The organism is Microbispora sp. NBRC 16548, assembly GCF_030268985.1.
Taxonomy (GTDB): Bacteria; Actinomycetota; Actinomycetes; order Streptosporangiales; family Streptosporangiaceae; genus Microbispora; species Microbispora catharanthi.
This window is the reverse complement of the sequence record NZ_BSSF01000005.1, coordinates 450,614-475,601: the sequence shown is the minus strand read 5'-3', so window position 1 is coordinate 475,601 and position 24,988 is coordinate 450,614. Positions and strand designations below refer to the sequence as shown.

The following is a 24,988-nucleotide window of genomic DNA, read 5'->3' as shown; positions in this document are numbered from 1 at the left end:
CCTCGTCGGCTCGCTAAGCTTGCTGGAAACCTTGTTGTTCATTCACGGGCGCACATGGTCGAAGCGCCGCCGGGGGCCGAGCGAACCGGAGGGGCATGGTGGGCGCACCGACGGCGAGCCGGAGACTCAGACGATGGGAAGCAGGAGCATGGAGCGACGTCCTGGCGTGCCCCGGCTGCTCCGGGAGATCAACGACCGGGCCGCCCTGGAACTGCTGCTCGCCTCGGGTCCCCTGACACGCGGCCAGATCGGGGAGCTCACCGGCCTGTCCAAGGTCACCGCGTCCCAGACGCTGGCGCGTCTGGAGGAGCGCGGCCTGGTGGAGGTCGTGGGAGAGCAGGCGGGCAACCGGGGGCCCAACGCCGCGTTGTACGGCGTGATCGCCTCCTGCGCGTACGTCGCGGGGCTCGAGGTGGGCCCCGACCGGGTGTCGGCGGCGATCGCCGACATCAACGGCGACGTGGTGGCCGAGGTGACGGCCTCCCCCGAGGGGCAGGACGACCCGGTGTCGCTGGTGCACGCGGCCGTGGTGAAGGCCTGCAGGAGCGCGAAGGTGGCGCTGTCGCGGCTGCGCGGCGTGGTCATCGGCACGCCCGGCGTCGTCGACCCCCGCACCGGCGATGTGCGGTTCTCCTTCGACCTGCCGCAGTGGCACGAGGGCATCCACGAGGCGCTGGCACGCGACCTGCGCCGGGATGTCACGATCGAGAACGACGTCAACCTCGCCGCGATCGCCGAACGTGCGAAGGGCTCCGCCCAGGAGGTGGACGACTTCGTGCTCGTATGGGTGGGCCGGGGCATCGGCCTGGCCGTCGTGCTGGGCGGACGGCTGCACCGGGGCCGGTCGGGCAGCGCGGGGGAGATCGGCTACCTCCCGGTGCCCGGCGTGCCGCTCGCCGAGGACGTGAGGGCGGTCCCGGGGCGTCTGCCGTCGCTCGGGGGCGGCCTGCAGTCGCTGGTCAGCTCCGAGGCCGTCACCGAACTGGCCCGCGGGCACGGCTTCGCCGGGAACACCGCCGCCGACTGCGTGACCGCGGCCGTCGCCGCCGGGTCCGCGGGCGAGCCCCTGCTCGACGAGGTCGCCTCGCGGCTCGCCCTCGGCGTGGCGTCGGTGTGCGTGGTGCTCGACCCCGGCCTCGTGGTGCTGGCCGGAGAGGTCTGCCGGGCCGGCGGGGCGGCGCTGACCACCCGTGTGGAAGAGGCGGTCGCGCGCATCTGCCCGGTCCCGCCGCAGGTCGTCACGAGCCAGGTGGAGGGCAATCCGGTGCTGCGCGGCGCCGTCCTCGCCGCGCTCGACCAGGCCAGGGAAGAGATCTTCACGGCATAGGGAGTGCTTCCAGCCGAAGCCCCGATCCGGACGTGTGACGGCGTCGCCGTTACGAGCCGTCCATGGAGTGGCTCGGCATCCCACTCATCGAGTGGTCCGGCATGTCGTCCATGGAGTGGCCCGGCACGTTTCCGTTCGCGTCGGTCACCGTGAACATCCCGGCCATTCCCATGTCGGAGTGGCTTTGTACGTGGCAGTGGTACATCCACATTCCGGGGCCGACGCGTTCGCCGGCGATGACCTGGAAGCCGAACGATTCGGCGGGTCCTGTGGTCTTGGTGTCGATGATCCGGCTTTGGTCTTGCGGGTCTTTGAGCATGCCGGTGCGGTTGTCGGCCCAGCGGTGTCCGTGGATGTGGAAGGTGTGGAAGAGGTTGCCGTGGGCGATGACGATGAATTCCACGCGTTCGCCGAGTTCGGCGGTGAAGTCGGGCGCCGGGGTGAGGTTGTTGGTCTTCATGTCGTTGAAGACGACGGTGAAGGTCTTGTCGGGGAGTGTGTCGCCGGTGCGGCGTACCACTAGTGGCCCGTAGAGTCCGCGCAGGATGCCGCCTGTGCCGTGGTCGGTTCCCACGACGTGGTCGTGGTAGTGCCAGTAGCCGGCGCTGCCGGGTGCGATGGTGCCGTCCGGGCGGGTGGTCGGGGTGTGGGTGCGCCAGGTGTAGACGTATCGGCCTCCCGGTTCCGCCACGCTGTTGTTCATCCGCGTGCCGTCGCTGGTCGTTTCGTAGTCGACTCCGTGCGCGTGCAGGCTGGCGGTCACGCCGGTGTTGTTGACCAGCTCGATTTCGAGGGTCTCGCCCTCGATCATCTCGATCAGGGGGCCGGGGATCGTGGGCTTGCCGGGCTCCAGGCCGTAGCCCATCTGACCGTCCGGCAGGTTGTCCGCGTAGAGGGTGATGCGGCGGACGCCGCCCGGCTCGCCCGCGGTCTTGCCTGCGGTCTTGCCTGCGGTGTTCTCGGGTGATTGTGCGGTGGCCTGGCTCGCCACGGCGAACGGCGCGATCGCGGCGGCTGTCGCCGCGGTGGTGGTGAAGGCGCGTCGGGAGAGCAGGCGTCGCGTCACATCAGTGCTTTTCTCAGTCATGGTTCCCAATCGGTGACGGCGCTCGCCCGGGCGCGGCGAGCGGGGGGGTGGTCCGTGATGCCGGCGGATACGACATGGGGCCGGGGTCGAGGCGCGGCCATGCCGATCCGGAGGAATTCGCGCAGGTGAAAAGGGAATGTCGAAGCCAGGTCAGCCGCAGCTGATCGCGTTGTAGTCGGTCTCGTAGGACGTGGTGACCTTCTCGCCGTCGATGAACGACGTTCCGGTCACGGTGACCTTGCCCGCGCCGATCTGTTTGGCCCGCGCGTTGAAGGACTGGTACGCCTGCTTGCCCGGGGCCACGTCGGCCACGGTCTTGGTGCCGTACGGGGTGGTCAGCGTCACGGTCGCCGGCACGTCGCCGTCGTTGACGGCCGTGACCGCGACGTACACCGACGTGCCCACGCAGCGGGACGAGGCGGTGACGGTCAGCGGCACGCTCTTGCTCGCGCCGGTCACCGTGAACGTCCCGGCCATTCCCATGTCGGAATAGCTCTGTACGTGGCAGTGGTACATCCACTTCCCGGGGCCGACGCGCTCGCCGGCGATGACCTGGAAGCCGAACGATTCGGCGGGTCCTGTGGTCTTGGTGTCGATGATCCGGCTTTGGTCCTCCGGGTCCTCGAGCATGCCGGTGCGGTTGTCGGCCCAGCGGTGTCCGTGGATGTGGAAGGTATGGAAGAAGTTGCCGTGGGCGATGACGATGAACTCAACGCGTTCACCGAGTTCGGCGGTGAAGTCGGGTGCCTGGGTGAGGTTGTTGGTCTTCATGTCGTTGAAGACGACGGTGAAGGTCTTGTCCGGGAGTATGTCGCCGGTGCGGCGTACCACCAGTGGCCCGTAGAGCCCGCGCAGGATGCCGCCCGTGCCGTGGTCGGTCCCAACGACGTGGTCGTGGTAGTGCCAGTAGCCCGCGCTGCCGGGCTCGATGGTGCCGTCCGGGCGGGTGGTCGGGGCGTGGGTGCGCCAGGTGTAGACGTACCGGCCTCCCGGTTCCACCACGCTGTCGTTCATCCGCGTGCCGTCACTGTCCCATTGGTAATCCACTCCGTGCACGTGCAGGCTGGCGGTCACGCCGGTGTTGTTGACCAGTTCGATTTCGAGGGTCTCACCCTCGATCATCTCGATGAGGGGGCCGGGGATCGTGGGCTTGCCGGGCTCCAGGCCGTAGCCCATCTGACCGTCCGGCAGGTTGTCCGCGTAGAGGGTGATGCGGCGGACGCCGCCCGGCTCGCCCGCGGTCTTGCCTGCGGTCTTGCCCGCGGGCTCCGCGGTGGCCTGACTGGTCACGGCGAACGGCGCGATCGCGGCGGCTGTCGCCGCGGTGGTGGTGAAGGCGCGTCGGGAGAGCAGGCGTCGCGTCACATCAGTGCTTTTCTCGGTCATGGTTCCCAATCGGTGACGGCGCTCGCCCGGGCGCGGCGAGCGGGGGGGTGGTCCGTGATGCCGGCGGATACGACATGGGGGTCGGGGTCGAGGCGCGGCCATGCCGGTCCGGAGGAATTCGCGCAGGTGTAAGGGCACTTCCACCGATGCGTAACGAGTCTTTGGCTGATTTCTTCGGTAAGTATGGTAACGAACTAGTCAACTTAGTAATTGATGTGGACTAAATGCAGCCAGACTGTTACGTTTTCCAGCCAAAGCGCCTGAGGAGCGGCCACCAGCCTCTGAAGGGATGTAGGACGTCACGGCACCGCTGCCGTCACCGGGAATGATCGATCGGCGCAGGGACGAGGAGACCGGCAAGGCCGGCGCCGCGTCCGCCATCGGCGAGCCCAGTGACCACCGCGGCTGATCAGGCAGTTCTTCCGAAGGTTGATGTTGCCCCCTCACAACCGAAGGAGCGGACGATGGGCCGAAGAGACCTCTTCGCACACCCCGGCCACCCGCCTGGCGCCGCGCCGTGATCATAAGGGAAACGCCGCCCTGGCTCTGGGCGTGGCGACGCCGCGCGTCATGACCGCCCGACCTACCACCGCTCCGAGGCCGACACCGCCTGGCCGAGTTCCGCGACGCCCGTGTACGCGAGCTCTCCCACCCGGCACGCCCTCTGAGTGACGTCGGCCAAAGCGCGGTGTCCGCCGGCCGAGGCATCAGATCATGAGAGGTACACGGTATATGCGCATCAGATCTTTCTCGGGCTTCCTCGGTGATTTGCGGAGGGCGCTCAGAACCCCTGCAACGCTCGGACGCATGGCCCTGGTGATTGTGGCAGTGGCACTGCCGACGGTGTGGCTGTCGGGAGTCGGGGCCGCGGCACAGGAACAGAGTCAGCAAGTCGGCCAGGCGGCGGAGCAGACGCTCGTCTGGACCGCCGACAACAGTTACACCGAGTACAAGTCCGCGCCGACCACGGCGACGGCCGGCCCTGTGACGATCATCTTCGAGACCAACGCGTCGACCGGCAACACCTCCGGGATGACGCACACGCTGACGTTCGACGTCTCCAGCCCCGGCTACAACCACGACGTCAACGTCAACATCGTCGCCAGCCCGTTCGACACGAACGGGGGCAGGCACGAGGTTCAGGTGAACCTCACCCCTGGAACGTACCGCTACTACTGCGCGATCCCCGGTCACTCGGGAATGGTCGGCGAGATCGTGGTCACCAGCGCCGGCCCCACCGACACGACGCCGCCGCAGGTGTCGGCGTCGGTGTCGGGCGAGGAGAACGCCGATGGCGACTACGTGGGTTCCGCCGCGGTGACCGTCTCGGCCACCGACACCGAGTCCGGTGTGGACACGGTGGAGTACGCCCTGGACGGTGGCGCGTTCCAGGCCTACACGGCTCCGGTGCCGGTGAACCAGGTCGGCGAGCACACTGTGCGGTACCGGGCCGCCGACAAGGCCGGCAACACCTCTGAGGTGCAGTCGGTGACGTTCACGGTGGTGGCCCCGCAGCCGAAGGACACCACCCCGCCGACGGTGTCGGCGGCTGTGTCCGGCACGAAGGATGCCGATGGCGACTACGTGGATTCCGCCACGGTGACCATCTCCGCGACCGACACCGAGTCCGGTGTGGACACGGTGGAGTACTCGGTCGACGGTCAGCCGTTCGCGTCGTACACGAAGGCGCTTGTGATCGACCAGCCGGGGGCGCACACCGTGAGCTATCGGGCGACCGACAAGGCCGGCAACACCTCCGACGTCGCCACGGCCGACTTCACGGTCGTCGTGGCGTCGCCGCCCGCCGAGACGCCGCTGACCGTCACCGCCTCGTCCCGCTGCGTGGGCACGTCGGTGTACGTCGCGGTCACGGCCGTCAACGACGGTGACGTGCCGGCGACCGTGACGCTGACCACCCCGTACGGCACCAAGACCGTGGCCGACGTGGCCCCGGGCAAGCAGGCGTACCAGTCCTTCAACGCGCGGGCCAAACAGATCGGCGCGGGCAAGGTCACCGCGACCGGAACGTCGTTCATCGACGGCGAGAAGGTCACCACGTCCTACGAGACCGACTACACGGCGATCAGCTGCGGCTGACCGGGCCGGCGTGGCGATCACGGTGTACGTACCGGGGACGCCACCGTAGTGAACCGGGGCCGACCGGCCGATGGGCCGGTCGGCCCCGCCCTCTACAGCCCCGCCACCGAGGGACCATCGCTCAGCAGCTCCACCGCGGCCCGGGCGTTGGCGCGGGCCGCGCCGTACGTCGCGATGTAGGCCCCCGCGACGGGCCGCCAGATCGGCAGGCCCATCTCCATCACGACGGCGTCCGGGCGGGCGGCGAGCAGCTCCGAGATCAGCGCGCGGCTTTCCGGGTGGCGGTGGGCGTCCTTGACGACCACGATCAGCGAACGCTCCCGGGCCCGGCCGAGCAGCGCCCCGGCGTCGGCCTCCGCCAGCGTGACCCGGACGATCTCGGCCTCCGGCAGCCACGGCGCGACCCCCCAGGGCACCTCGCCCACCGCGATCGTCGGCGGTGTGTCGATCTCGACCACGAACGGATCGACCAGTGGCCCCGCCGAGCCCGTCAGCGACACGGCGCGCCGGGCGGCGTGCAGGCCGACGGCGTCGCCCTCCGCGGCCTCCCCGGCCGGCCCGCTTCCTGATGGCAGATGCGCGCCGGCGAACCAGTCGCGCAGCCGCTCCACCCGCGCGGCGGCCTCTTCCAGCCGCTCGGCCGTGAGCCTGCCCTCGGCGACGGCGTCCACGATGTGGTCCACCATGCTCCGCACGTCCTCCGATGTGGGCAGCGGCCCGAGGCACAGCAGGTCGGCGCCCGCGGCCAGGGCCCGCACCGCGCCCTCCGCGAGCCCCACGTTCTTGCTGATCGCGTGCATGTCGAGGGCGTCGGTGAGCACGACGCCGTCGTAGCCCAGCTCGCGGCGCAGCAGCCGGGTGAGCGCCTGGGCGCTGAGCGTGGCGGGCAGGTCGCCGGTCAGCTCGGGAACGGCCACGTGCGCCGTCATGATCGACTTCACTCCGGCCTCGATCGCCGCGAGGAAGGGGACCAGCTCACGCTCTCTCAGCAGGTCGAGCGAGGCGTCCACCAGCGGGATCTCCAGGTGGGAGTCCTGATGGGTGGCGCCGTGGCCGGGGAAGTGCTTGACGCAGGCGGCGATCCCCGCCGACTGCAGGCCGCGTACGGCGGCGACCGTGTGCCGTGCCACCAGGCCAGGCGACGAGCCGAACGACCGGGTGCCGATGATCGGGTTGTCGTCGGCGGTGTTGACGTCGGCCACCGGGCCCATGTCGAGGTTCACCCCGCACCGCGCCAGGTCCGCGGCCATCGCGTGGTAGACCCGCTCGGTCAGGGCCACGTCGTCCACCGCGCCGAGCGCCGCGTTGCCCGGGTAGGCGCTCCCGGTGTGGTAGGCCAGCCGGGTGACGTCCCCGCCCTCCTCGTCGAGGGAGACGACCGGGCGGCCCGCCTCGTTCAGGCGGGCGCTGAGCGCGGCGACCTGCTCGCCGCCCGCGACGTTGAACCCGAAGAGGCAGACGCCGCCCAGACCGTCCTCCAGGCCGCGCAGGACCCAGTCCGGCGCGGTCGTGCCCTGGAACGAGATCAGCAGTGCGCCCGCCGCGAGCCGGTGCAGGCCCGGGTCGCCGGTACGCGTGGACAGGTCGGCGGCCCCCGCCAGGGGGTCGCGGGTGGCGGACATGGTGTCTCGGCTCCTTAGGTGACAGTGGGAGTGAGGACGCGCGGGCAGGGCTTGTACGGCCACCGGGTGCGGTGGCCGTACAAGCGGCCTTCAGGAGAGTGGGGTGCCGGTGAGCGGCGGGGTTATCCCTTGACCGCGCCCGCGACGAGGCCGGAGACCATCCGCCGCTGGACCAGCAGGAAGAAGACGAGGACCGGGATGGTCATCAGGGTGGAGGCGGCCATGATGCCGCCCCAGTCGGTCGAGCGCTGGCCGACGAAGAACTGCAGCGCGACCGGCATCGTGTACTTGCCCTGGTCGCCGATGAGGGTCAGGGCGTAGACGAACTCGTTCCAGGTGGTGATGAACGCGAAGATGCTGGTCGCGACGAGGCCGGGCGCGACGAGCGGGAACAGCACCCGCCAGAACGTGGTGAACCGGCCCGCGCCGTCGATCCAGGAGGCCTCCTCCAGTTCCTTGGGCACGGCCGCGACGAACGTGCGCAGCATCCAGACCGAGAACGGCAGCGTCAGGCCGACGTTGATGATGATCAGGCCGAGCAACTGGTCGTACAGGCCGAGCCGCTTGACCATGGTGAACAGCGGGATCAGCAGCGCCTCGGCCGGCACCATCTGCACGATCAGCAGCAGGATCAGGAACGAGGTGCGGAACCGGAAGCGGAACCTGGCCACCGCGGTCGCCGCGAGCAGCGCGAACACCGCGCCGAGCACGACGGCGCTGAGCGCCACGAGGGTGCTGTTGAACAGGTACTGCCAGATGGAGTGGCCGGCGACGCCCTTGGTGAAGACCCGCGAGACGTGGTCCATCGAGGGCGGGCTGGGGAACGGGATGAAGCTCGTGGTGAAGATCTGGTCGTTCGGTTTGAAGGCCGTGGTGACCATCCAGTAGACGGGGAAGACCGCGAAGAGGAACACCACGACCCCGGCCGCGTTCAGCGCGGCCCGTCCGAGCCTCCTGCGGGCGAGCGGGCTCATCGGATGTCGTCCTCCGTCTTCACGATCTGACGCACGTACACGAAGGTGATCAGCAGCAGGATCACGGTCAGCACGACCGCGATGGCGGCGCCCAGGCCCATCTTCGGCGGGCTGCTGAACGCCTCGGCGTAGCTCCACAGCGACAGGTTGAACGCGTCGCGGTTCACCGTGCCGCCGGCCAGCAGGTAGAGCTGCGTGAAGACCTTGAAGTCCCAGATGATCGACAGCACGACCAGCACCGAGAACACCGGCTTGAGCAGCGGAAGCGTGATCCTCCTGAACGTGCGCACCGCGCCCGAGCCGTCCATCTTCGCCGCCTCGTACAGCTCCGAGGGGATGCTCTTGAGCCCCGCGAGCACCGACACCGCGATGAAGGGGAACGACGCCCACACCACGGCCGCGATCAGCACGAAGTAGAGCGTGAGCGTGTCGTTGAACCACGGGTGCCCGCTCCAGTCGGCGCGGCCGAACAGCAGGTTCGACAGCCAGTCGGGCAGGAGGTTCAGCGTCCAGTTGACGATGCCCGAGTCGGAGTCGAACAGCCACTTCCACACGATCGCCTGAGCGGTGGGCGGGGTGGCCCACGCGGCCATGATGCCGACGATCACGAAGGTCGACATCTTCGGGCCGAGTTTGTTGAGCAGCAGGCCGACGAGGGTCCCGAGGACGAGCGTCGCCGCGACGGTGACGACGGCGAAGAGCACCGTGTTGCGCAGCGACGACCAGAACAGGTCCGAGTCGAGGATCTGCGAGTAGTTGTCCCAGCCGACGAACTCGGCGGGCGCGGGGTTGACGGCCTTGATCTGCCGGAGCCCGACCTTGTGGAAGGACATCTCGACCATCTGGTACAGCGGGTAGAGCAGCAGCACCGCGATGACCAGGAAGCCGGGCAGGAGCAGGACGTACGGGACGGCCTTCGGGGAGAGCCCCGGCCTGCGCGCCCGCTTGCGACTGCGCCGCGACGGGGCGGAGGTGTCGGCTCCGCCCCGGGCGAGGGTTGACGATTGAGTCATGATCTACTGGTTGAGGATCGTCTCAAGTTCGGTGTTCGCGTCCGTCAGAGCCTGGTCGACGCTCTTCTTGCCCTCGATCACCTCACGCGCCGCGTTCTGCAGCACGGCCTTGGTGTCGTTGGCCTCCGCCCAGTTGGGGCTGGCCGGGAAGCCCTTGGCGACCTTGAAGGTGTCCGTGAACGGCTTCTGGGCGGGGTCGCCGCCCATCTCCGCGAGCGCGTCGGGGTAGAGCGGGAGCAGGCCGCCCTCCTTGGCGTACCGGACGCCGAACTCCTTGCCCGCGGCGAGCTTGACGTACTCGAGGGCGAGCTCGGGGTTCTTGGAGTCCTTCCAGACGGCGATGTCGTTGCCGCCCTGGAAGGCCGGGGCCGGGCCGGAGCCGTCCTTGGCGGGCAGCGAGAAGAAGCCCATCTTCGACTCGTCGACCTTGCCCTTGCTCTGCTCCTTGATGGCGGCGATGTCCCAGCCGCCGGTGACGTACATGCCGACCTTGCCGGCGGCGAAGCGCTGGGCGATGTCGACGGAGTTCTGCGTCAGGCGGCCCTTGCCGGACACGCCGTCCTTGGCGACCAGGTCCGTGTAGAACTGGAAGCCCTCCTTGAAGGCCGGCTGGGTGAGCTGGCCCACCCACTTGCCGCCCTCGAACTTGGCGAAGTCACCGCCGGCGGACCAGACGAACGGCGACAGCGACATGTTCGCGTCGGAGCCGCCGTTGAAGGCGAAGCCGTCGACGTCCTTGCCCTGCTTGTCCACGATCTTCTTGGCCGCGGCGACCAGGTCGTCCCAGGTCTTGGGGACCTCGATGCCGAGCTTGTCGAACCAGTCCTTGCGGTAGAGCACGGCGCGGGTGCCGCCGCCCCACGGCACGGCGTAGATCTTGCCGTCGATGGTCTCGTAGCTCCACAGGTTCTGCGGGATCTGCTGAAGCTCGGAGTCGCCCTTCGCGGCGTCGGTGATGTCGGCGAGCGCGTCCTGCGCCACCCAGGCGGCGACCTGGTCGTTGCCGAACTCGGTGACGTCCGGGCCCTCGCCGCCGGCGAGCGCGGTGGTCCACTTCTTCTGGGCGTCGGGCCAGGGGATCCACTGGACCTTCGCCTCGGCGCCCGTCTTCTCCTTGAACGCGGCGTTCAGGTCGTCCATGTATTTGGTGAAGACATCGGTGGGGGCACCGAGTCGCCACACGGTAAGAGTCTGGCCGGCGAACTTCGGACCGCTCGCGGCCGCGGAGGCCGACGGGGCGGTCGTGCTACCGGAGTCGTCGCTTCCGCAAGCGGCGAGTCCCAGGGCCAGGGCAGCGGTCGCGGTGGCTGCGACCGCGATCTTCACGATCTTCACGATGGGTCTCTCCCTTCCCGGCTTCGCGTCGGGGGTGCGCCTCGTGGGGGGTGTCGGCGGACCGCTCACCTGCTGGAAGGCGCTCTCCTTTCGGTCGGCGCTCTGGCGTCCCGAGGCTGATCGGTTGCCTCCGGGCTGGCAGGCGATAAACTAACAAGAAACTTTCTTATAAAAAAGACCGCGTTAGCGGATCGTGACGAGAGGGGAACCAGCCGGTGCCTCAACGACCGGGTACGCCTCGGCTGCTTCGGCAGATCAACGACCGCGCGGCATTGGAACTCCTCATCTCCAGAGGCCCGCTGACCAGGGCCGAGTTGGGAGAGCTTACCGGGCTGTCCAAGGTCACATCCGGCCAGCTCCTGGCCCGGCTGGAGACGCGCGGGCTGGTCACGGCCGCGGGGGAGCGACCCGGCGGACGCGGCCCCAACGCCGCGCTGTACGGGGTCAACCCCTCCAGCGCGTACGTCGCCGGGCTGGAGGTGCTGCCGGACAGCGTCACGGCCGCCGTCGCCGACATCACCGGCACGGTCGTCGCCCAGGTGACCGTGGACCCGAGCGAGGCCCGCGATCCCGTGGGGATCGTCCACGAGGCCGTCCAGCGGGCGTGCGGGACGGCCGGGATAGAACTCACCCGGCTGCGCTGCTTCGTCATCGGCACGCGCGGAGTGGTCGATCCGCTCACCGGCGACGTGCGCTACTCCGTCGACCTGCCCACCTGGCACGTCGGCATCCTGGCCGGGCTGCGCACCCTGCTCGGCGAGTGCGTGATCATCGAGAACGACGTCAACCTGGCGGCCCTCGCCGAGCAGACGTACGGCGCCGCGCGGGGCGCCGACGACTTCGTGATCCTGTGGACCGGCGTCGGCCAGGGCCTCGGCGTCATGCTCGGCGGCCGGCTGCATCGGGGAATCACCGGCGGCGCGGGTGAGATCGGCTGGCTGCCCGTGCCCGGGGAACCGCTGCCGAGCGCGGTCACCGCGCCGCAGACCGGCTCCTTCCAGCGCCTCGTCGGAGGAGAGGCGCTGTGGAACCTGGCCCGCGCGCACGGCCTCGCCACCCCGGACGTGCGGGCCGCCGAGGTGGCCGTCCTGGTCCGTACGGCCGTCGACGCCGGCAATGAGGACTTCGTCGAGGACCTGGCCGGACGGCTCGCCGTCGGGGTCGCGGCGGTCTCCGTGGTCCTCGACCCGGGACTCGTCGTGCTCGGCGGTGACGTGGGCAGGGCCGGCGGTGTTCACCTCGCGGAGCGCGTCGAGGAGGCGGTGGCCCGGGTGTGTCCGAGCCGTCCCACGGTGGTGGCGACCGGAGTGGAGGGCAATCCAGTTCTCATGGGTGCGATCGTCGCGGCATTGGACCGAGCGCGTGAAGAGGTCTTTTCGGACACCGTCTGACGATAGGTTGATCCTTGTGCCCGACTCTCCGCGTGATCGCTCCACCGTGCCCGGCCTCGCCGAGGGTCCGGTGCTCATCTCCGACCCCCGCGTGACCTCGATCGGCGTGAGCGAGTGCGGGGAGAAGCTGAGCGACGTACGGGGGCGGCTGCGGGTGGACGGGCGGCTCGCCGACCCCGCCGGGGCCTACGCTCACCTGCGCGAGGGCCTGCTCGCCCGTCTGGAGGAGGCACAGGAGCGCCTGCCCGCCGGGTGCAACCTGGTGGTGGTCGAGGGTTACCGCCCGCCGGCGCTGCAGACGAAGTACTTCGAGGACTACAAGGACGAGTTGCGGGCGGCGTTCCCCCGGATGTCGGGCGCCGAGCTGCACGTCGCCGCGAGCCGGTACGTCTCGCCGATCGAGGTGGCCCCGCACACGGCCGGCGCGGCCGTCGACCTCACGCTGTGCGGCGACGACGGGGTGGAGCTCGACATGGGCACGGCCGTCAACGCGACCCCGGAGCAGAGCGGCGGCGCGTGCTACACCGACGCCCCCGTGGGCGCCGAGGCGCGGCGCAACCGCGACCTGCTGCGCGCTGCCCTGGAGGCGGCCGGGCTGGTCAACTACCCGACCGAGTGGTGGCACTGGTCGTACGGCGACCGCTACTGGGCCATGACCCGCCGCGCCCCCGCCGCCATCTACGGCCCGGTCGAGCTGTAGGGACGGCCCGATCGACGGTGCGGGGTCAGGCGTGCGCCCGCGCCGGCGTGCCGGCGCGGGCGGTTTGGTAGGACGGCGTGGCTCAGGTGAGCTGGATGTAGTCCAGCTCGGCATAGCCGGTGCCACCGGAGAAGCCGGGGGAGCCCTTGGCCAGGCGGATGACGTTGTATCCGGCCTTGAGACCGACGCTGGTGCTGACGGTGGCGCCGAACTGGCCCCACCCGGAAGTGGCCGGGTAGCTGACGGTGCTCCACGACCCACCGTTGACGGCCAGGCCCTGGGTGGCGGTGGCGTCGTCGCCGTTGGCGTAGCCGATGGTCATCGTGTACGTCCGGGCGGTCGGCACGTTCACCACGAAGTCCACGTAGCTGTCCGTCCGGTGCGTGCTCGTGTTGTTGTCGATGCGGCCCACGTAGCCGCCCTCGGACGCGCTGGAGCCCGTCTGCCGCTGGGCCCGGAAGACCGACGCGTTCTCCGCCTCGTAGCGCTGCTGGTAGGACGGCACCCCGCCGGCCGGCTGGACGACCACGTGGTAGGCGTTGGAGGTGGCCATGTTCGGTACCGTCACCAGTAGCTGATCGCCGGTCACCCGGTAGACGATGTCGGAGATGGCGGTGGCCGCCGGGACCGAGGTGAAGCGGTTCGGCGTGTGCGTGGACTCCAGCGTGACCCGGACGGAGGGACCGAGCGCGCCGATGCCCGTCAGGCGGACGGTGTTGGTGCCGGACTCGTCGCCCAGGACGACGTTGACGATCTTGCGGGTGGAGTCGTATGAGGCGAAGCCGTCCAGCCCGGTCTGGCCGGGCGGGGTGGTGGTGACCATGCGGCCGGCCATGTCGCCGTACCACTTGTACAGCCACCAGGTGCCGGTGGGCTGGCTGTTGTTGACGACCAGGCCGTTCATGGTGCCGTATTCGTACCAGAACGCCCGGTGCGCTGTTTCGACGCCGGCGCGCTCGAACTTGGCCACGTAGCTGGCGATGCGGCCGGGGACGTCCACCTCACTGGTGGCCGCGTACTCGTTGATCGCGATGCGGCGGGGGCTGATGCCGAGCGAGGACTCCAGGGAGCGGTAGTCGGCGATGTGCGCGGCGATGGCGGTGGGGTCGCCCAGCTCGTGCCAGCAGATGATGTCGGGCAGTGTGCCCGCGGCCTTGGCGCTGCTCAGGAACGACGACAACCAGGAGCGGTTGTAGTAGGCGATGCTCGGGCCGACGATCGGCGTCGTGGCGTCCAGTGCCCGCACGGCCCGGTAGGTGCGCGTCCAGCCGTCGTTGAACGACCCGGCGGCGGAGGTGTTCCAGGTCCAGTTGGGCTCGTTCCACAGCTCCCAGCCCTCGATGTTGGTCACCGAGGTCGCGTTGAGCCTGGCCCGGACCATCGTGTTCACCTTGGCCAGCCAGTCGTCCCAGCTCACCCACTGGTAGGGGAAGTTCGGATAGATGTCCGGCATCCGGATGTACTCCCCGGCGCCGATCCGGGTGGCCTGCGGGGCTACCAGCAGCGAGTCGCCGCCGGGGGGCTGGCCGTTGGGCCTCTGGCCCACGCCTGGGGCGGGCTGCGTCAGCGAGTTGACCTTCAGCGGCAGCAGCGCGGAGTCGGCCGGGCGGCTGTTCTCCGCCAGGCCGTACAGGCCGCCGGCCGCGACATGCGTGACCGGCCGGAACGGGGAGCCGGCTGCCACGGTGAGCACTTTCCCCACGGGGTTCGTCGGCGGCGTGGTGCCGGAGGGGCTGACCGAAGGGGTCGGCGACGGGCTCGCGGACGGGCTCGCGGACGGGCTCGAGGAGGGGCTCGAGGAGGGGCTCGCGGACGGGCTGGGCGACGCACTCGGACTCGAGTCGGGTGACCGCGTGGGGCTCGCCGACGGGCTGGCGACGGTGCCGGTGCAGGGGGTGCCGTTGAGGGCGAAGTCGGTGGGAACGGGGTTGGAACCGTTCCAGGAGCCGTTGAAGCCGAAGCTGGCCGTGCCGTTGGTGGGGATGGAGCTGTTGTAGCCGGCGTCGTTGACGGTGACCTGCGCTCCCGACTGCGTGTGGCTGCCGTTCCAGAGCTGAGTGATGGTCTGCCCGGCATCGAACGACCAGGTCAACTTCCAGCCGTTGACCGGATCACCGATGTTGTTAACGCTAACATCCGCACCGAAGCCGCCCGGCCACTGATTGGTGATCGTGTAGGTGACCTGACAGCCGGTCGCGGCCTGGGCGGTCAGGGCGGGCGCAACAGCGCCGGCGGTCCCGGCGCAGACGACGGCGGCCAGCGCCAGTCCTAACCGGTGGGAGAAGAGTCGCATCTGTCTCCTTGAAGACGGGGGGTGCATTGACGGGAGAAGGGAGCCCATAAGAGAGCCGCCGACGTGGAGCACTGAGCGGACGTGACCTGATGCGGCGGAGCGGCCGTTCTGATCCGGCGGTTGACGCCGACAGGCGGCGATCGACAGGACCGCCACCCTCGGCCGGCTCGCGCGCGTGCCGGCTCATCCGCTCCGCGAGGTCCCGCCCGGACGGTTCCTGCGGGGACGACAACAGCTGGGACATCGGTTGCCGGTTAGTTGCCGACAGGAGGGAAGGAGGCCGGGCAGGAAAGCCATCAAGCACTTCACCTGCCGGGTTCGCTGTCACCGCCGCTCCCGATGAGTCCGACAAACGATTTCCTTCACGGAAACTTTTCGTTTCCCGGCGGACCGTACGCAGGGGGCGGGTCAAGCGTCAACGGACATGTCGGCGGCGGACGGCCGGACAATCGGTATGGCACCGTTCCTGCGCCGCCCACGGGAGGTGTCGCGCCTTCGCGCGATCAGAGGATCGGCTGAAAATTACATGTCCGGGGAAGACGGCCGGCAACGCCGTGCCTGCTTTCGCCTGCGCGGGTGGCGGCCGGAAATCGCGTGTCGCCCTCTGTGTCGGAGGCGGCGCGGTGGGTGATGCCCGCCTCCGAACCCACCGGTGGCCGGAGCCCCCCAGCCGGTGCCTGCCGAGCCGTGGCGGAGGGTGGATTCAGGCGCGGATGCGCAGGCCGCGGGGAGTGGGGTGGAAGCCCGCGGCTTCGAGCGCCGCCGCGAGCGGAGAGTCGGCGATGGCGGTGCCGTCGGCTCGCTCGACCGTCAGCTTCCCCAGGGCTCCCCGCTTCACGGCGACCGCCAGGGCCAGTACGGCGGACCGCAGGTCGTCCTCGGGCCCGAACGACAGCAGGGTCTTCCCGCCGCGCTCGACGTAGAGGATCAGCGCGCCCTCCACCAGCACCACCAGCGCGCCTGCCTTGCGGCCCGGCTTGTGGGTCACGTCGTCCGTGCGGTCCGGCCAGGGCAGGGCCGCGCCGTAGGGGTTGGCCGGGTCGGTCGCCGCGAGCACGACCGCACGGCGGGGCGGCGGCGGGGCGGGGATCGACCACAGGTCCTCAACCGGAGCGGGACGCGTGGAGGACATGGCGCGCATGCGGTCGACCGCGCCCGGCAGGGCGAACTGGGCGCCGCCCAGGCCTTCGACGAAGTAGCCCCGGCGGCACCGGCCGCTCTCCTCGAACGCGCGCAGCACCTGGTAGACAGCGGAGAAACCACCGGGCAGGCGCTCGGCCGAGATGCCGCCCCGCGTCAGCACGCCGTGCCGCTCCAGCAGGACTTCGGCCTGCGCGTGGGCCCGCTGAGTGGCGTCGGCCGACGGCGAGGGCAGCAGCCACCATCGGCCGCTCACGGTCGGCGGGCCGCTTCTCGTCGGCAGCACCGCGCGGCGGCGCCTGGTCGCCGACGGCCGGTGGGCGGGCCGCCCGGTGCCCAGCGTCGAGCGAAGCGGGGCGAGCGTGTCGCCGGTGACCCGGCCCGCCCAGACGAGGTCCCATAGGGCCGCCGCGAGCGTCGTGTCGTCCGGCACCGCGCTCGCACGCGCGACACCCGCCGCCTCGTCCGGGACGCGGCCGAGGATTCTGGCCCGGCGGGCCGAGGCGGCGTCCTGGCCGGACAGGGACGGCGCCTGCTCGCCGAGCGCCGCGGCCGCGATCCGGTTGGACAACTCGCGGAAGAACAGCGCGCCGCCCCCGCTCAGGATCTCCAGGACCTGCTCGTGCAGCGGAGTCATGGTGATCTCCGACGGCGCGGGGAGCAGCAGGGGTGCGGTGTCGGCGAAGTAGAGACCGACCCACCCGTCGCCGCCGGGCAGGGAACCCTGGCCCACCCAGACGACCTCCCCGGACGAGGTCAGCTCGTCGAGCAGGGCGGGGGAGTATCCGGGCACTCGCGCGGGGAGCACCAGCGACTCCAAGGCGGAAGCGGGGACGGCCGCGCCCTGCAACCGTTCGATCGCCGTGATCAGAGCGTCCATGGCCCGCGCCGGGCCGTGGCCCTGGCCGTTCTGGGCGCCGGGCCCCGAGAGTCCGGTCCGGCCGCCGTTCCCGCCCTGCCCGCCGTCGGCCGGCGTGACGCTCTGCGGGACGACGCCGTGCCAGGCGGGCAGGAACGCCGCCAGCGTCTCCGGGGGGACCGGTTCGACCTCCTTGCGGAGCCGCGCCAGCGACCGGCGCCGCAGCAGCCGCAGCACCCCGGTGTCGCACCACTCCTCGCCCCGGCCCCCGGGGCGGAACTCGCCCACGACCACCCTGCCCGCCGCCGCGAGACGGCGCAGCGCCTCGTCCACCACGGCGACGCCCACGCCGAAGCGCGCGGCGGCCGTGCCGGACGAGAACGGCCCGCGGGTGCGGGCGTGGCGCGCGACCAGGTCGCCGAGCGGATCGGGGGCGGCGGCGCGGCCCGGCCCGCCGGACCCACCGGCGAGGGGCGCTTCGAGGAACTCGTGCGGGACGCCCACCGGCAACGGCACCCCGAGCGCGTCGCGCAGGCGCCAGGCGTCTTCCACCGCGGCCCATTGCTCGTGGCCCGCCACGCGTACCCGGATGGCCCGGCGCGCCCGTTCCAGGTCGGCGAGCCAGCCGGGATCTCCTTCGCGGATCGAGACGTCCTGGGCGAGCAGCGGGCCGTGCGAGCGCAGCAGGTCGGCGAGGTCCTCGGCGTCGCGCAACGGCCTGTCCAGCCGCGCCAGCTCCCGCTCGGTCTCGGCGACGACATCCGGGTCGAGCAGCTCCCGCAGGTCGGCCTGCCCCATGAGCTCGGCGAGGAGCGCGGTGTCGAGGGCGAGTGCCTGCGCCCGCCGCTCCGCCAGCGGCGCGTCACCCTCGTACATGAACGCGCCGATGTAGTTGAACAGCAGCGACGCCGCGAACGGGGACGCCTGGGAGGTCTCCACCTCGACCACCCGCACCCGGCGGGCGGCGACGTCCCGCATGAGATCCACCAGGCCCGGCACGTCGAAGACGTCCTGCAGGCACTCGCGCATCGTCTCCAGCACCACCGGGAACCCGGCGTACTTGCTCGCGACGCCGAGCAGATGGGCCGCCCGCTGGCGCTGCTGCCACAGGGGGCTGCGCCTGCCGGGCGAGCGGCGGGGCAGCAGGAGGGCGCGTCCGGCGCACTCCCGGAACCGGGAGGCGAACAGGGCGGAGCCCCCCAGCTCCTCGATCACGACCTGCTCGATCTCCTCGGCGTCGAACACCGCGACGTCGGTCGGCGCGTCCTCGAAGGTGTCGGGCACGCGCAGCACGATGCCGTCGTCGGAGTGGACGGCCTGGACGTCGACGCCGTACCGCTCGCGCAGCCGCCGCCCGATGGCGAGCGCCCAGGGGGCGTGGACCCGCGCGCCGAAGGGGCTGTGGATCATCACGCGCCAGTCGCCCAGCTCGTCGCGGAACCGCTCGACCACCAGCGTGCGGTCGTCGGGCACATAGCCCGTCGCCTCCCGCTGCTCGGTCAGGTAGGAGAGCAGGTTGCCGACGGCGTAGTCGTCGAGCCCCGCCGCGCGGATCCGCTCGCGCGCTGACGCCGCGTCGCCCCGGCCGCCCGCCCCGGTGGCCGAGAGCTCGCGGAGGAACGCGCCGATCGCCCGGCCGAGCTCGGCGGGCCGGCCCGGCGCGTCTCCGTGCCAGAACGGCAGCTTGCCCGGCTGCCCGGGGGCGGGGGAGACCAGGACCCGGTCGGCGGTGATGTCCTCGATCCGCCACGAGGTCGCGCCCAGCACGAACACGTCGCCGACGCGGGACTCGTAGACCATCTCCTCGTCCAGCTCGCCCACACGCGACGCCTTGTCACCCACCAGGAACACGCCGAACAGCCCGCGGTCGGGGATGGTGCCCCCGTTGGTCACCGCCAGGCGCTGGGCCCCGGGACGGCCCTGGAGGGTGCCCGTCACCCGGTCCCACACGATGCGCGGCCGCAGGTCGGCGAACTCCTCGCTCGGGTAGCGCCCGGCGAGCATGTCGAGCGTCGCCTCCAGCGCGCTGCGCGGCAGCGTGGCGTACGGCGCGGCCCGGCGCACCAGCGCCTCCAGCGAGTCGACCGTCCACTCGTCGAGCGCGGTCATCGCGACGATCTGCTGGGCCAGCACGTCGAGGGGGTTGCGCGGATAGCGGATCTCCTCGATCTGCCCCGTGCGCATGCGCTCGGCCACGACGGCCGTCTGGACCAGGTCGCCCCGATACTTGGGGAAGATCACGCCGCGGGACACGGCCCCGACCTGGTGCCCGGCGCGGCCGATGCGCTGCAGGCCGCTCGCCACGCTGGGCGGCGCCTCGACGCAGGCCACCAGGTCGACCGACCCCATGTCGATGCCCAGCTCCAGGCTGGAGGTGGCGACCACCGCGGGCAGACGGCCCGACTTCAGCGCCTCCTCGATCTGGGAGCGCTCCTCCTTGGAGACGGAGCCGTGATGCGCCCGCACCACCTCGGGGATCGCGCCGCCCGAGGCTCCCGCCTGGGCCATCATCTCCGACGGCATGGCCGGCGGGCCGGTGCGCCGGGCATCCCCGCGCCGGGCATCAGGCAGAAGGGCGTCCGTCCGCCCGATGCCCCCGGGCTCGCTGTCCCCGTGTCCGCTGTCCCCGTGCGCACTGTCCGTGTGTTGGGCGTCAGGTCCTTCGTGCCGGTCCGACCATTGCGCGCGCAACTCCTCGAAGGCATCCGACCAGTGGGCCGGATCTCCGAGGCCCGGGCTCGCACCCTCGCCCGGCGCGGGCGCGGTCCGCCGTTCCCAGGCGAGCTCGTTGAGCCGGGTGCACAGGCGCTCCGACAGACGCCGCGAGTTGGCGAAGACGATCGTGGATCGATGGGCTTCGATCAGGTCGAGAAGGTGCTCCTCGACATGCGGCCAGATGCTCCTGCGGTGCTCCGGCGACTCGCCGTCGGCGCCGGAAGGAGGCGGCGCCAGCTCGGTCATGTCCTCCACCGGCACCACGACGTCGACCTCGATGACCTTCTCGGAGGGCGGCTGCACAACCGTGGCCGGGCGGGACCCGCCGAGGAACGTCGCCACCTCCTGGACCGGCCGCACGGTCGCCGACAGCCCGATGCGCTGGGCCGGAGCGGGCAGCAGGGCGTCGAGCCGCTCCAGGGTCAGCGCGAGGTGCGCCCCGCGCTTGGTCCCCGCGACGGCGTGGACCTCGTCCACGATCACGGTCCCGACGCCGCGCAGCGCCTCGCGCGCCTGCGAGGTGAGGATCAGGAACAGGGACTCGGGCGTCGTGATCAGGATGTCGGAGGGCCGGGCGGCGAAACGGCGCCGCTCCTCGGCCGCGGTGTCTCCGGAGCGGATCGCCACCGAGATGTCGGGGGCGGGCAGGCCCATCCGTAGCGCCGTCTGCCGGACGCCCGTGAGCGGGGCCCGCAGGTTTCGCTCGACGTCCACCGCGAGGGCCTTCAGGGGGGAGACGTACACGACCCGGCAGGGCCGGGGCGGCTCCCCGTCGTCCTTCCGCCCGCGTCGCGCACCGCGGCGGCCGCCGGGCCGTCCCACCTCGGCTCCCGGCGGGGCCGGGCGCGTCGTGTGCTCGACGGCGAGGCGATCGATGGCCCACAGGAAGGCCGCGAGCGTCTTGCCGGACCCGGTGGGAGCGACCACGAGCGTGTTCTCACCCCGCGCGATCGACGACCACGCGCCCTCCTGCGCGGCGGTCGGCGTCGCGAAGGCGCCGGTGAACCACTCCCTGGTCACAAGGCTGAAGCCGTCGAGCGCACCCACCTGCCCATCATGCATCGCCCCACCGACAGAAAACGCCGCGCCGCCATCCCGTCACCAGGTGACAGGCAAGTGCGGGGCAAGCCGGCCCAGGCAGGCTGATCCCGTACGACACGACCACGACCACGACCTTCGACGAAGGGAAACGAGATGTTCCGCAGGACGAGCCGCACCGACCGGCAGGACCCCGCCCACCAGGCCCGCCAGGCCCGCGAGTCGCGATACGAGGCGCTGCGGGCGGAACGCGTGGAATGGGTGAGCTGGCGAAGATGGCTGCTCCCCTGACCCCGGACAGCATGAGATGCCGCCATCGGGCCAAACTTCCTCAGTATGGAAATCGACTACGCGGCCATCGAGGCGGAGCGCGCGCGGATCCGCGAGCGCTACCTGAGCGAGCGCCGTGCCGCAAGCAGCGCGAGGGGCCTGCACCACTTCGCACTGATCTCGTCTGACGTCGAGCGGACGATCCGCTTCTACCACGAGCTCCTCGAGTTCCCGTTGACCGAGATATTCGAGAACCGCGACTACCGCGGGTCCAACCACTTCTTCTTCGACATCGGCAACGGCAACCTGCTGGCGTTCTTCGACCTCCCCGGCCTCGACCTGGAGCCGTACAAGGAGGTCCTCGGCGGGCTCCACCACATCGCGATCTCGGTGGAGCGGGAGACATGGGAGCGCCTGCGCGGCAAGCTCGACGCCGCCGGCGTCCCCCACCAGGTGGAAAGCGGTAGCTCGATCTACTTCCAGGACCCGGACGGCGCCCGCCTGGAGCTGCTCGCCGACCCGCTCGGCGAGATGTACGGCACCCGCGTCATGTGACGCCGTCCCCTGCCGGTGGGGCAGCGACCGCGACGCCGCGGCCGGGACGGGACATCCGGGCCGCGGCGTCATACTGAACGCATGCGCCTCACAGACTTCTGGAACAGGATGCGCCGCCACTTCGGCGAGGCGTACGCGGAGTCGTGGGCGAAGGACTACGTGATCGCCGGGCTCGGCGGGCGCACGGTCGAGCAGGCCCTCGCGGAGGGCGTGGCGGCCAAGCAGGTCTGGCAGGCCGTCTGCCAGGCGGTCGACGTGGACCCCAGGCTGCGCTGACACTCCCTCTCCCGCCTACCGGCAGACCGCGCCGGGGGCTACCGCTCGGCGGCGGTCTCCGTCGACTCCACCCCGTGACCGCGGCGGTGTGATCCCGTCACGTGCCGCTCCCTCATGACTCATGTCCTCGGTCGTCTACGGCAACTACTTGAATGCCGGTTGAGTGCTTGCTACCGTGTTGAGCAGATGAACACGGAGGAAGCACATGAGCGGAGACGACTTCACTCCCGATGAGGCTCTCCAGGAGATCGGGCGCGTGGGGCGGCGGGTCCGGCGTTCCTCTCGCGGGCCAGGACGGGCATACCTGTTCGTGGGACTGGCCACGATGGTCTACTGGCCGGCGATGTTCCTCGGCGGCCGTCCGTTGCCGTTGCTCGCCGGGCTCGGGTGGATCGTCCTGACGGTCGCCCTGTGCGTGTACTGGGCCCGGCTGCGGGTGCACGACCGGCTGATGAAGCGGATCAACGGGCCGGTCTCGGCCGCGTACGTGGTGACGATGATGCTGCCGTTCGTCTTCGGCGTCTGGCTGCGGCCCGACCGGCCCACGGCGGGCTGGACGGCGGCGCTCGTCGCGCTGTCGGTGCTCGCCGGGCTGCCCCTGGTGTACGGCGGACTCCGCGTGATGAGGAACCGATGACGGCTCACCCGCGTCACGAGCTCGACGAGATCATCCACGCGCCGGTGCGGCTGTCGATCATGGCGGCCCTGGCGGCGGCGGACAAGGCCGACTTCCGCTTCCTCCGCGACACCATCGAGGTCAGCGACTCGCTGCTCAGCAAGCACATCCTCACGCTCGAAGAGGCCGGCTACGTCCGGGTGGAGAAGACCTTCGTCGGCAAGCGCGCACGCACCTGGCTCTCGCTGACCGACCAGGGGCGTAGGGCCTTCGAGACATACATGGATGTTCTGCGACGAATTGTGGAGGCGACCCCCCGTGCTTGAGATCGACGGCCTGCGCAAACGCTATGGAGACAAGACCGCCCTCGACGGGGTGGGCTTCACCGTACGGCCGGGCGAGATGTTCGGGTTCGTCGGCGCCAACGGCGCGGGCAAGACGACGACGATGCGGATCGTCATGGGCGTGCTCGACGCCGACTCCGGCGAGGTGCGCCTGGACGGGCGCCCGGTGACGTACGACGACCGCCGCACGTTCGGCTACATGCCGGAGGAGCGCGGCCTCTACCAGAAGATGAAGGTCGCCGAGCAGATCGAATACTTCGGGAGGCTCCACGGGCTCGCCCCGGCCGTCGCGCGCTCGGCCACCGCCGCCCTGATCGAACGGCTCGGCCTGGTCGAGCGGCGTGACGACGCCGTGGAGGCGCTGTCGCTCGGCAACCAGCAGCGGGTGCAGCTCGCCGTCGCGCTCGTCCACGAGCCGGCGGTCCTGATCCTCGACGAGCCGTTCTCGGGCCTCGACCCGCTGGCGGTCGACGCGCTCGCGGAGGTGCTCAAGGACCGCGCCGCCGCGGGTGTGCCGGTGATCTTCTCCAGCCATCAGCTCGACCTGGTCGAACAGCTCTGCGACTCGGTCGGCATCATCTCGGCGGGCCGCATGGTGGCGTACGGACCGGTCGGCGAGCTGCGCGAGCGGGAGGGCCGCGGGGTGCTGCGGGTCGTGGTCAGGGACGCCGCGCCCGGCTGGGCCGACGGCCTGCCCGGCGAGCTCACCCGCGAGGGCGACCGTGACGTCCTGCTGTGCGAGGAGGGCGACGACCAGGACATCCTGCGTACGGCGATCGGGGCGGGCAGGGTGGAGCACTTCGGCCGCAGGCAGCCGACGCTGGCCGAGATCTTCAGGGAGGCGGTGGCATGAACGGCCTGTGGCTGGTGGCCCAGCGGGAGATCCGCACGCGCGTCAGGACGAAGTCGTACCTGATCAGTCTGGCGGTCAGCGCGGTCCTGGTGGCGGCGCTCGCGTTCCTGCCCAAGGTCCTGGGCGGCGACGACACCTACGACGTCGGCGTCGTGGGCGACGCGCCCCCGCCCGCCGCCCAGCTCGCGTACTCCCGGTGGCCGGACGAGGCGGCCGCCCGGAAGGCCGTGGTCGACGGGGACCTCGACGCGGCCCTCATCAACGGGGACAAGGTCCTCGCGAACGGCGAACTCGACCAGCGGCTGGGGCTGATCCTGGAGAGCGCCCACCGTGACACCCAGATCAAGGCGTCCGGTCTCACGATCACGCCGCTGACGGTGGAGTCGGTCGGCGCGGACGCCCGCTACCAGGGCGTGCGCACCGGCATCGCCACGCTGATCGTGATGGTGCTGTTCTTCCTGCTCATCTACTCCTCGATGTTCGTCGCCATGGGTGTGGTGGAGGAGAAGGGCAGCCGCATCGTGGAGATCCTGCTCACCTCGGTGCGTCCCTGGCAGCTCCTGGGCGGCAAGATCGTCGGGCTGGGCTCGCTGGGGCTGGTCAACCTCGTCGTGGTCATCGCCGCCGGTCTGGCGGCGTCGTTCGCGACCGGCTTCACAGCCGACCTGCCGCCCGGAATGGGGGGAATCGTGGTCAGCGCGGTCGTCTGGTTCGTGCTGGGCTACGCCTTCTTCTCGGCGCTCGCCGCCGCGTTCGGCTCCCTGGTGTCGCGGCAGGAGGAGCTCAACACCGTCCTGACGCCGATGACCATGCTCATGATGTTCACCTACCTGACGGCCTACTTCGCCGCCGTCGAGCCGACGGGCACGGTCGCGCGCGTGCTGTCGTTCGTGCCGCCGTTCTCCTCGATGGTCATGCCCGTGCGTACGGCGGCCGTCGACGTGCCGCTGGGGGAGATCCTCATCGCCGGAGCGCTCATGGTCGTGGCCGTGGTGGCCGTCCTGCTGGGCGCGGCCCGCGTCTATCAGCGGGCGGTGCTCCGCACCGGCGCCCGGGTCAAGCTGGGCGAGGTCGTCCGCTGACGGCCGGGGCGCCGG

At 70.8% G+C, this 24,988-nt stretch carries 19 protein-coding genes; 11 read left to right on the top strand and 8 right to left on the bottom strand.

Features of this window, described 5'->3' with window-relative positions; translation table 11 throughout:
* The first annotated feature begins 148 nt into the window (after positions 1-148).
* Positions 149-1,327 (top strand): ROK family transcriptional regulator, encoded by a 1,179-nt coding sequence (locus QSK36_RS16475; protein WP_183538809.1) that lies wholly within the window; start codon positions 149-151, stop codon positions 1,325-1,327.
* Positions 1,328-1,376: 49 nt separating this feature from the next.
* Here the strand turns inward: QSK36_RS16475 and QSK36_RS16470 are convergent, their stop codons facing one another.
* Positions 1,377-2,414, bottom strand: coding sequence for a multicopper oxidase domain-containing protein (locus QSK36_RS16470; RefSeq protein WP_285782994.1), 1,038 nt, complete (start codon positions 2,412-2,414; stop codon positions 1,377-1,379).
* 150 nt (positions 2,415-2,564) lie between these two features.
* A complete protein-coding gene (locus QSK36_RS16465; protein WP_285782993.1) occupies positions 2,565-3,800 on the bottom strand; it encodes a multicopper oxidase domain-containing protein in 1,236 nt (411 codons plus the stop codon).
* An 807-nt stretch (positions 3,801-4,607) separates the two neighbouring features.
* On the opposite strand from QSK36_RS16465, the gene QSK36_RS16460 reads away from it, so the two are divergent.
* Entirely contained in the window at positions 4,608-5,897 is a 1,290-nt protein-coding gene (locus tag QSK36_RS16460) for an OmpL47-type beta-barrel domain-containing protein (RefSeq protein WP_285782992.1), read from the top strand.
* A gap of 92 nt (positions 5,898-5,989) precedes the next feature.
* On the opposite strand, the gene QSK36_RS16455 is transcribed toward QSK36_RS16460, so the two are convergent.
* The 4 genes from QSK36_RS16455 to QSK36_RS16440 all read right to left on the bottom strand — a co-directional run bounded on the left by QSK36_RS16455 (position 5,990) and on the right by QSK36_RS16440 (position 10,841).
* On the bottom strand, positions 5,990-7,519 hold the full coding sequence (locus QSK36_RS16455; protein ID WP_285782991.1) for a glycoside hydrolase family 3 protein: 1,530 nt from the start codon (positions 7,517-7,519) through the stop codon (positions 5,990-5,992).
* A 122-nt stretch (positions 7,520-7,641) separates the two neighbouring features.
* Positions 7,642-8,493: a carbohydrate ABC transporter permease gene (locus QSK36_RS16450; RefSeq protein ID WP_285782990.1), complete on the bottom strand. Its 852-nt coding sequence runs from the start codon at positions 8,491-8,493 to the stop codon at positions 7,642-7,644.
* Positions 8,490-9,506: a carbohydrate ABC transporter permease gene (locus QSK36_RS16445; RefSeq protein ID WP_183538821.1), complete on the bottom strand. Its 1,017-nt coding sequence runs from the start codon at positions 9,504-9,506 to the stop codon at positions 8,490-8,492. The genes QSK36_RS16450 and QSK36_RS16445 overlap by 4 nt, the downstream gene beginning before the upstream one ends.
* Before the next feature lie 3 nt (positions 9,507-9,509).
* A complete protein-coding gene (locus QSK36_RS16440) occupies positions 9,510-10,841 on the bottom strand; it encodes a sugar ABC transporter substrate-binding protein (protein WP_285782989.1) in 1,332 nt (443 codons plus the stop codon).
* Positions 10,842-11,056: 215 nt separating this feature from the next.
* On the opposite strand from QSK36_RS16440, the gene QSK36_RS16435 reads away from it, so the two are divergent.
* On the top strand, positions 11,057-12,232 hold the full coding sequence (locus QSK36_RS16435; RefSeq protein ID WP_285782988.1) for an ROK family transcriptional regulator: 1,176 nt from the start codon (positions 11,057-11,059) through the stop codon (positions 12,230-12,232).
* A gap of 16 nt (positions 12,233-12,248) precedes the next feature.
* Positions 12,249-12,932 carry a M15 family metallopeptidase gene (locus QSK36_RS16430; protein ID WP_285782987.1) on the top strand — a complete coding sequence of 228 codons (684 nt, stop codon included), beginning with the start codon at positions 12,249-12,251 and terminating at the stop codon, positions 12,930-12,932.
* Between the two features lie 82 nt (positions 12,933-13,014).
* Here the strand turns inward: QSK36_RS16430 and QSK36_RS16425 are convergent, their stop codons facing one another.
* Together QSK36_RS16425 and QSK36_RS16420 are read right to left on the bottom strand one after the other, a co-directional pair.
* Positions 13,015-15,225, bottom strand: a complete 2,211-nt coding sequence (locus QSK36_RS16425; protein WP_285782986.1) for a cellulose binding domain-containing protein — start codon at positions 15,223-15,225, stop codon at positions 13,015-13,017.
* A gap of 703 nt (positions 15,226-15,928) precedes the next feature.
* Positions 15,929-21,001 (bottom strand): Lhr family helicase, encoded by a 5,073-nt coding sequence (locus QSK36_RS16420; RefSeq protein ID WP_502883317.1) that lies wholly within the window; start codon positions 20,999-21,001, stop codon positions 15,929-15,931.
* A gap of 132 nt (positions 21,002-21,133) precedes the next feature.
* On the opposite strand from QSK36_RS16420, the gene QSK36_RS16415 reads away from it, so the two are divergent.
* The 7 genes from QSK36_RS16415 to QSK36_RS16385 all read left to right on the top strand — a co-directional run bounded on the left by QSK36_RS16415 (position 21,134) and on the right by QSK36_RS16385 (position 24,973).
* A complete protein-coding gene (locus QSK36_RS16415; RefSeq protein WP_285782984.1) occupies positions 21,134-21,268 on the top strand; it encodes a hypothetical protein in 135 nt (44 codons plus the stop codon).
* 45 nt (positions 21,269-21,313) lie between these two features.
* Positions 21,314-21,802, top strand: coding sequence for a VOC family protein (locus QSK36_RS16410; protein ID WP_183538829.1), 489 nt, complete (start codon positions 21,314-21,316; stop codon positions 21,800-21,802).
* 81 nt (positions 21,803-21,883) lie between these two features.
* Positions 21,884-22,078 carry a DUF3046 domain-containing protein gene (locus QSK36_RS16405; RefSeq protein ID WP_183538831.1) on the top strand — a complete coding sequence of 65 codons (195 nt, stop codon included), beginning with the start codon at positions 21,884-21,886 and terminating at the stop codon, positions 22,076-22,078.
* 205 nt (positions 22,079-22,283) lie between these two features.
* Positions 22,284-22,715: a hypothetical protein gene (locus tag QSK36_RS16400; protein WP_183538832.1), complete on the top strand. Its 432-nt coding sequence runs from the start codon at positions 22,284-22,286 to the stop codon at positions 22,713-22,715.
* Positions 22,712-23,020 carry a winged helix-turn-helix domain-containing protein gene (locus tag QSK36_RS16395; protein ID WP_139576141.1) on the top strand — a complete coding sequence of 103 codons (309 nt, stop codon included), beginning with the start codon at positions 22,712-22,714 and terminating at the stop codon, positions 23,018-23,020. Before QSK36_RS16400 ends, QSK36_RS16395 begins: the two co-directional genes overlap by 4 nt.
* Positions 23,013-23,891 carry an ABC transporter ATP-binding protein gene (locus tag QSK36_RS16390; RefSeq protein WP_285782983.1) on the top strand — a complete coding sequence of 293 codons (879 nt, stop codon included), beginning with the start codon at positions 23,013-23,015 and terminating at the stop codon, positions 23,889-23,891. Before QSK36_RS16395 ends, QSK36_RS16390 begins: the two co-directional genes overlap by 8 nt.
* On the top strand, positions 23,888-24,973 hold the full coding sequence (locus QSK36_RS16385) for an ABC transporter permease (RefSeq protein ID WP_285782982.1): 1,086 nt from the start codon (positions 23,888-23,890) through the stop codon (positions 24,971-24,973). Before QSK36_RS16390 ends, QSK36_RS16385 begins: the two co-directional genes overlap by 4 nt.
* Positions 24,974-24,988: the final 15 nt, after the last annotated feature.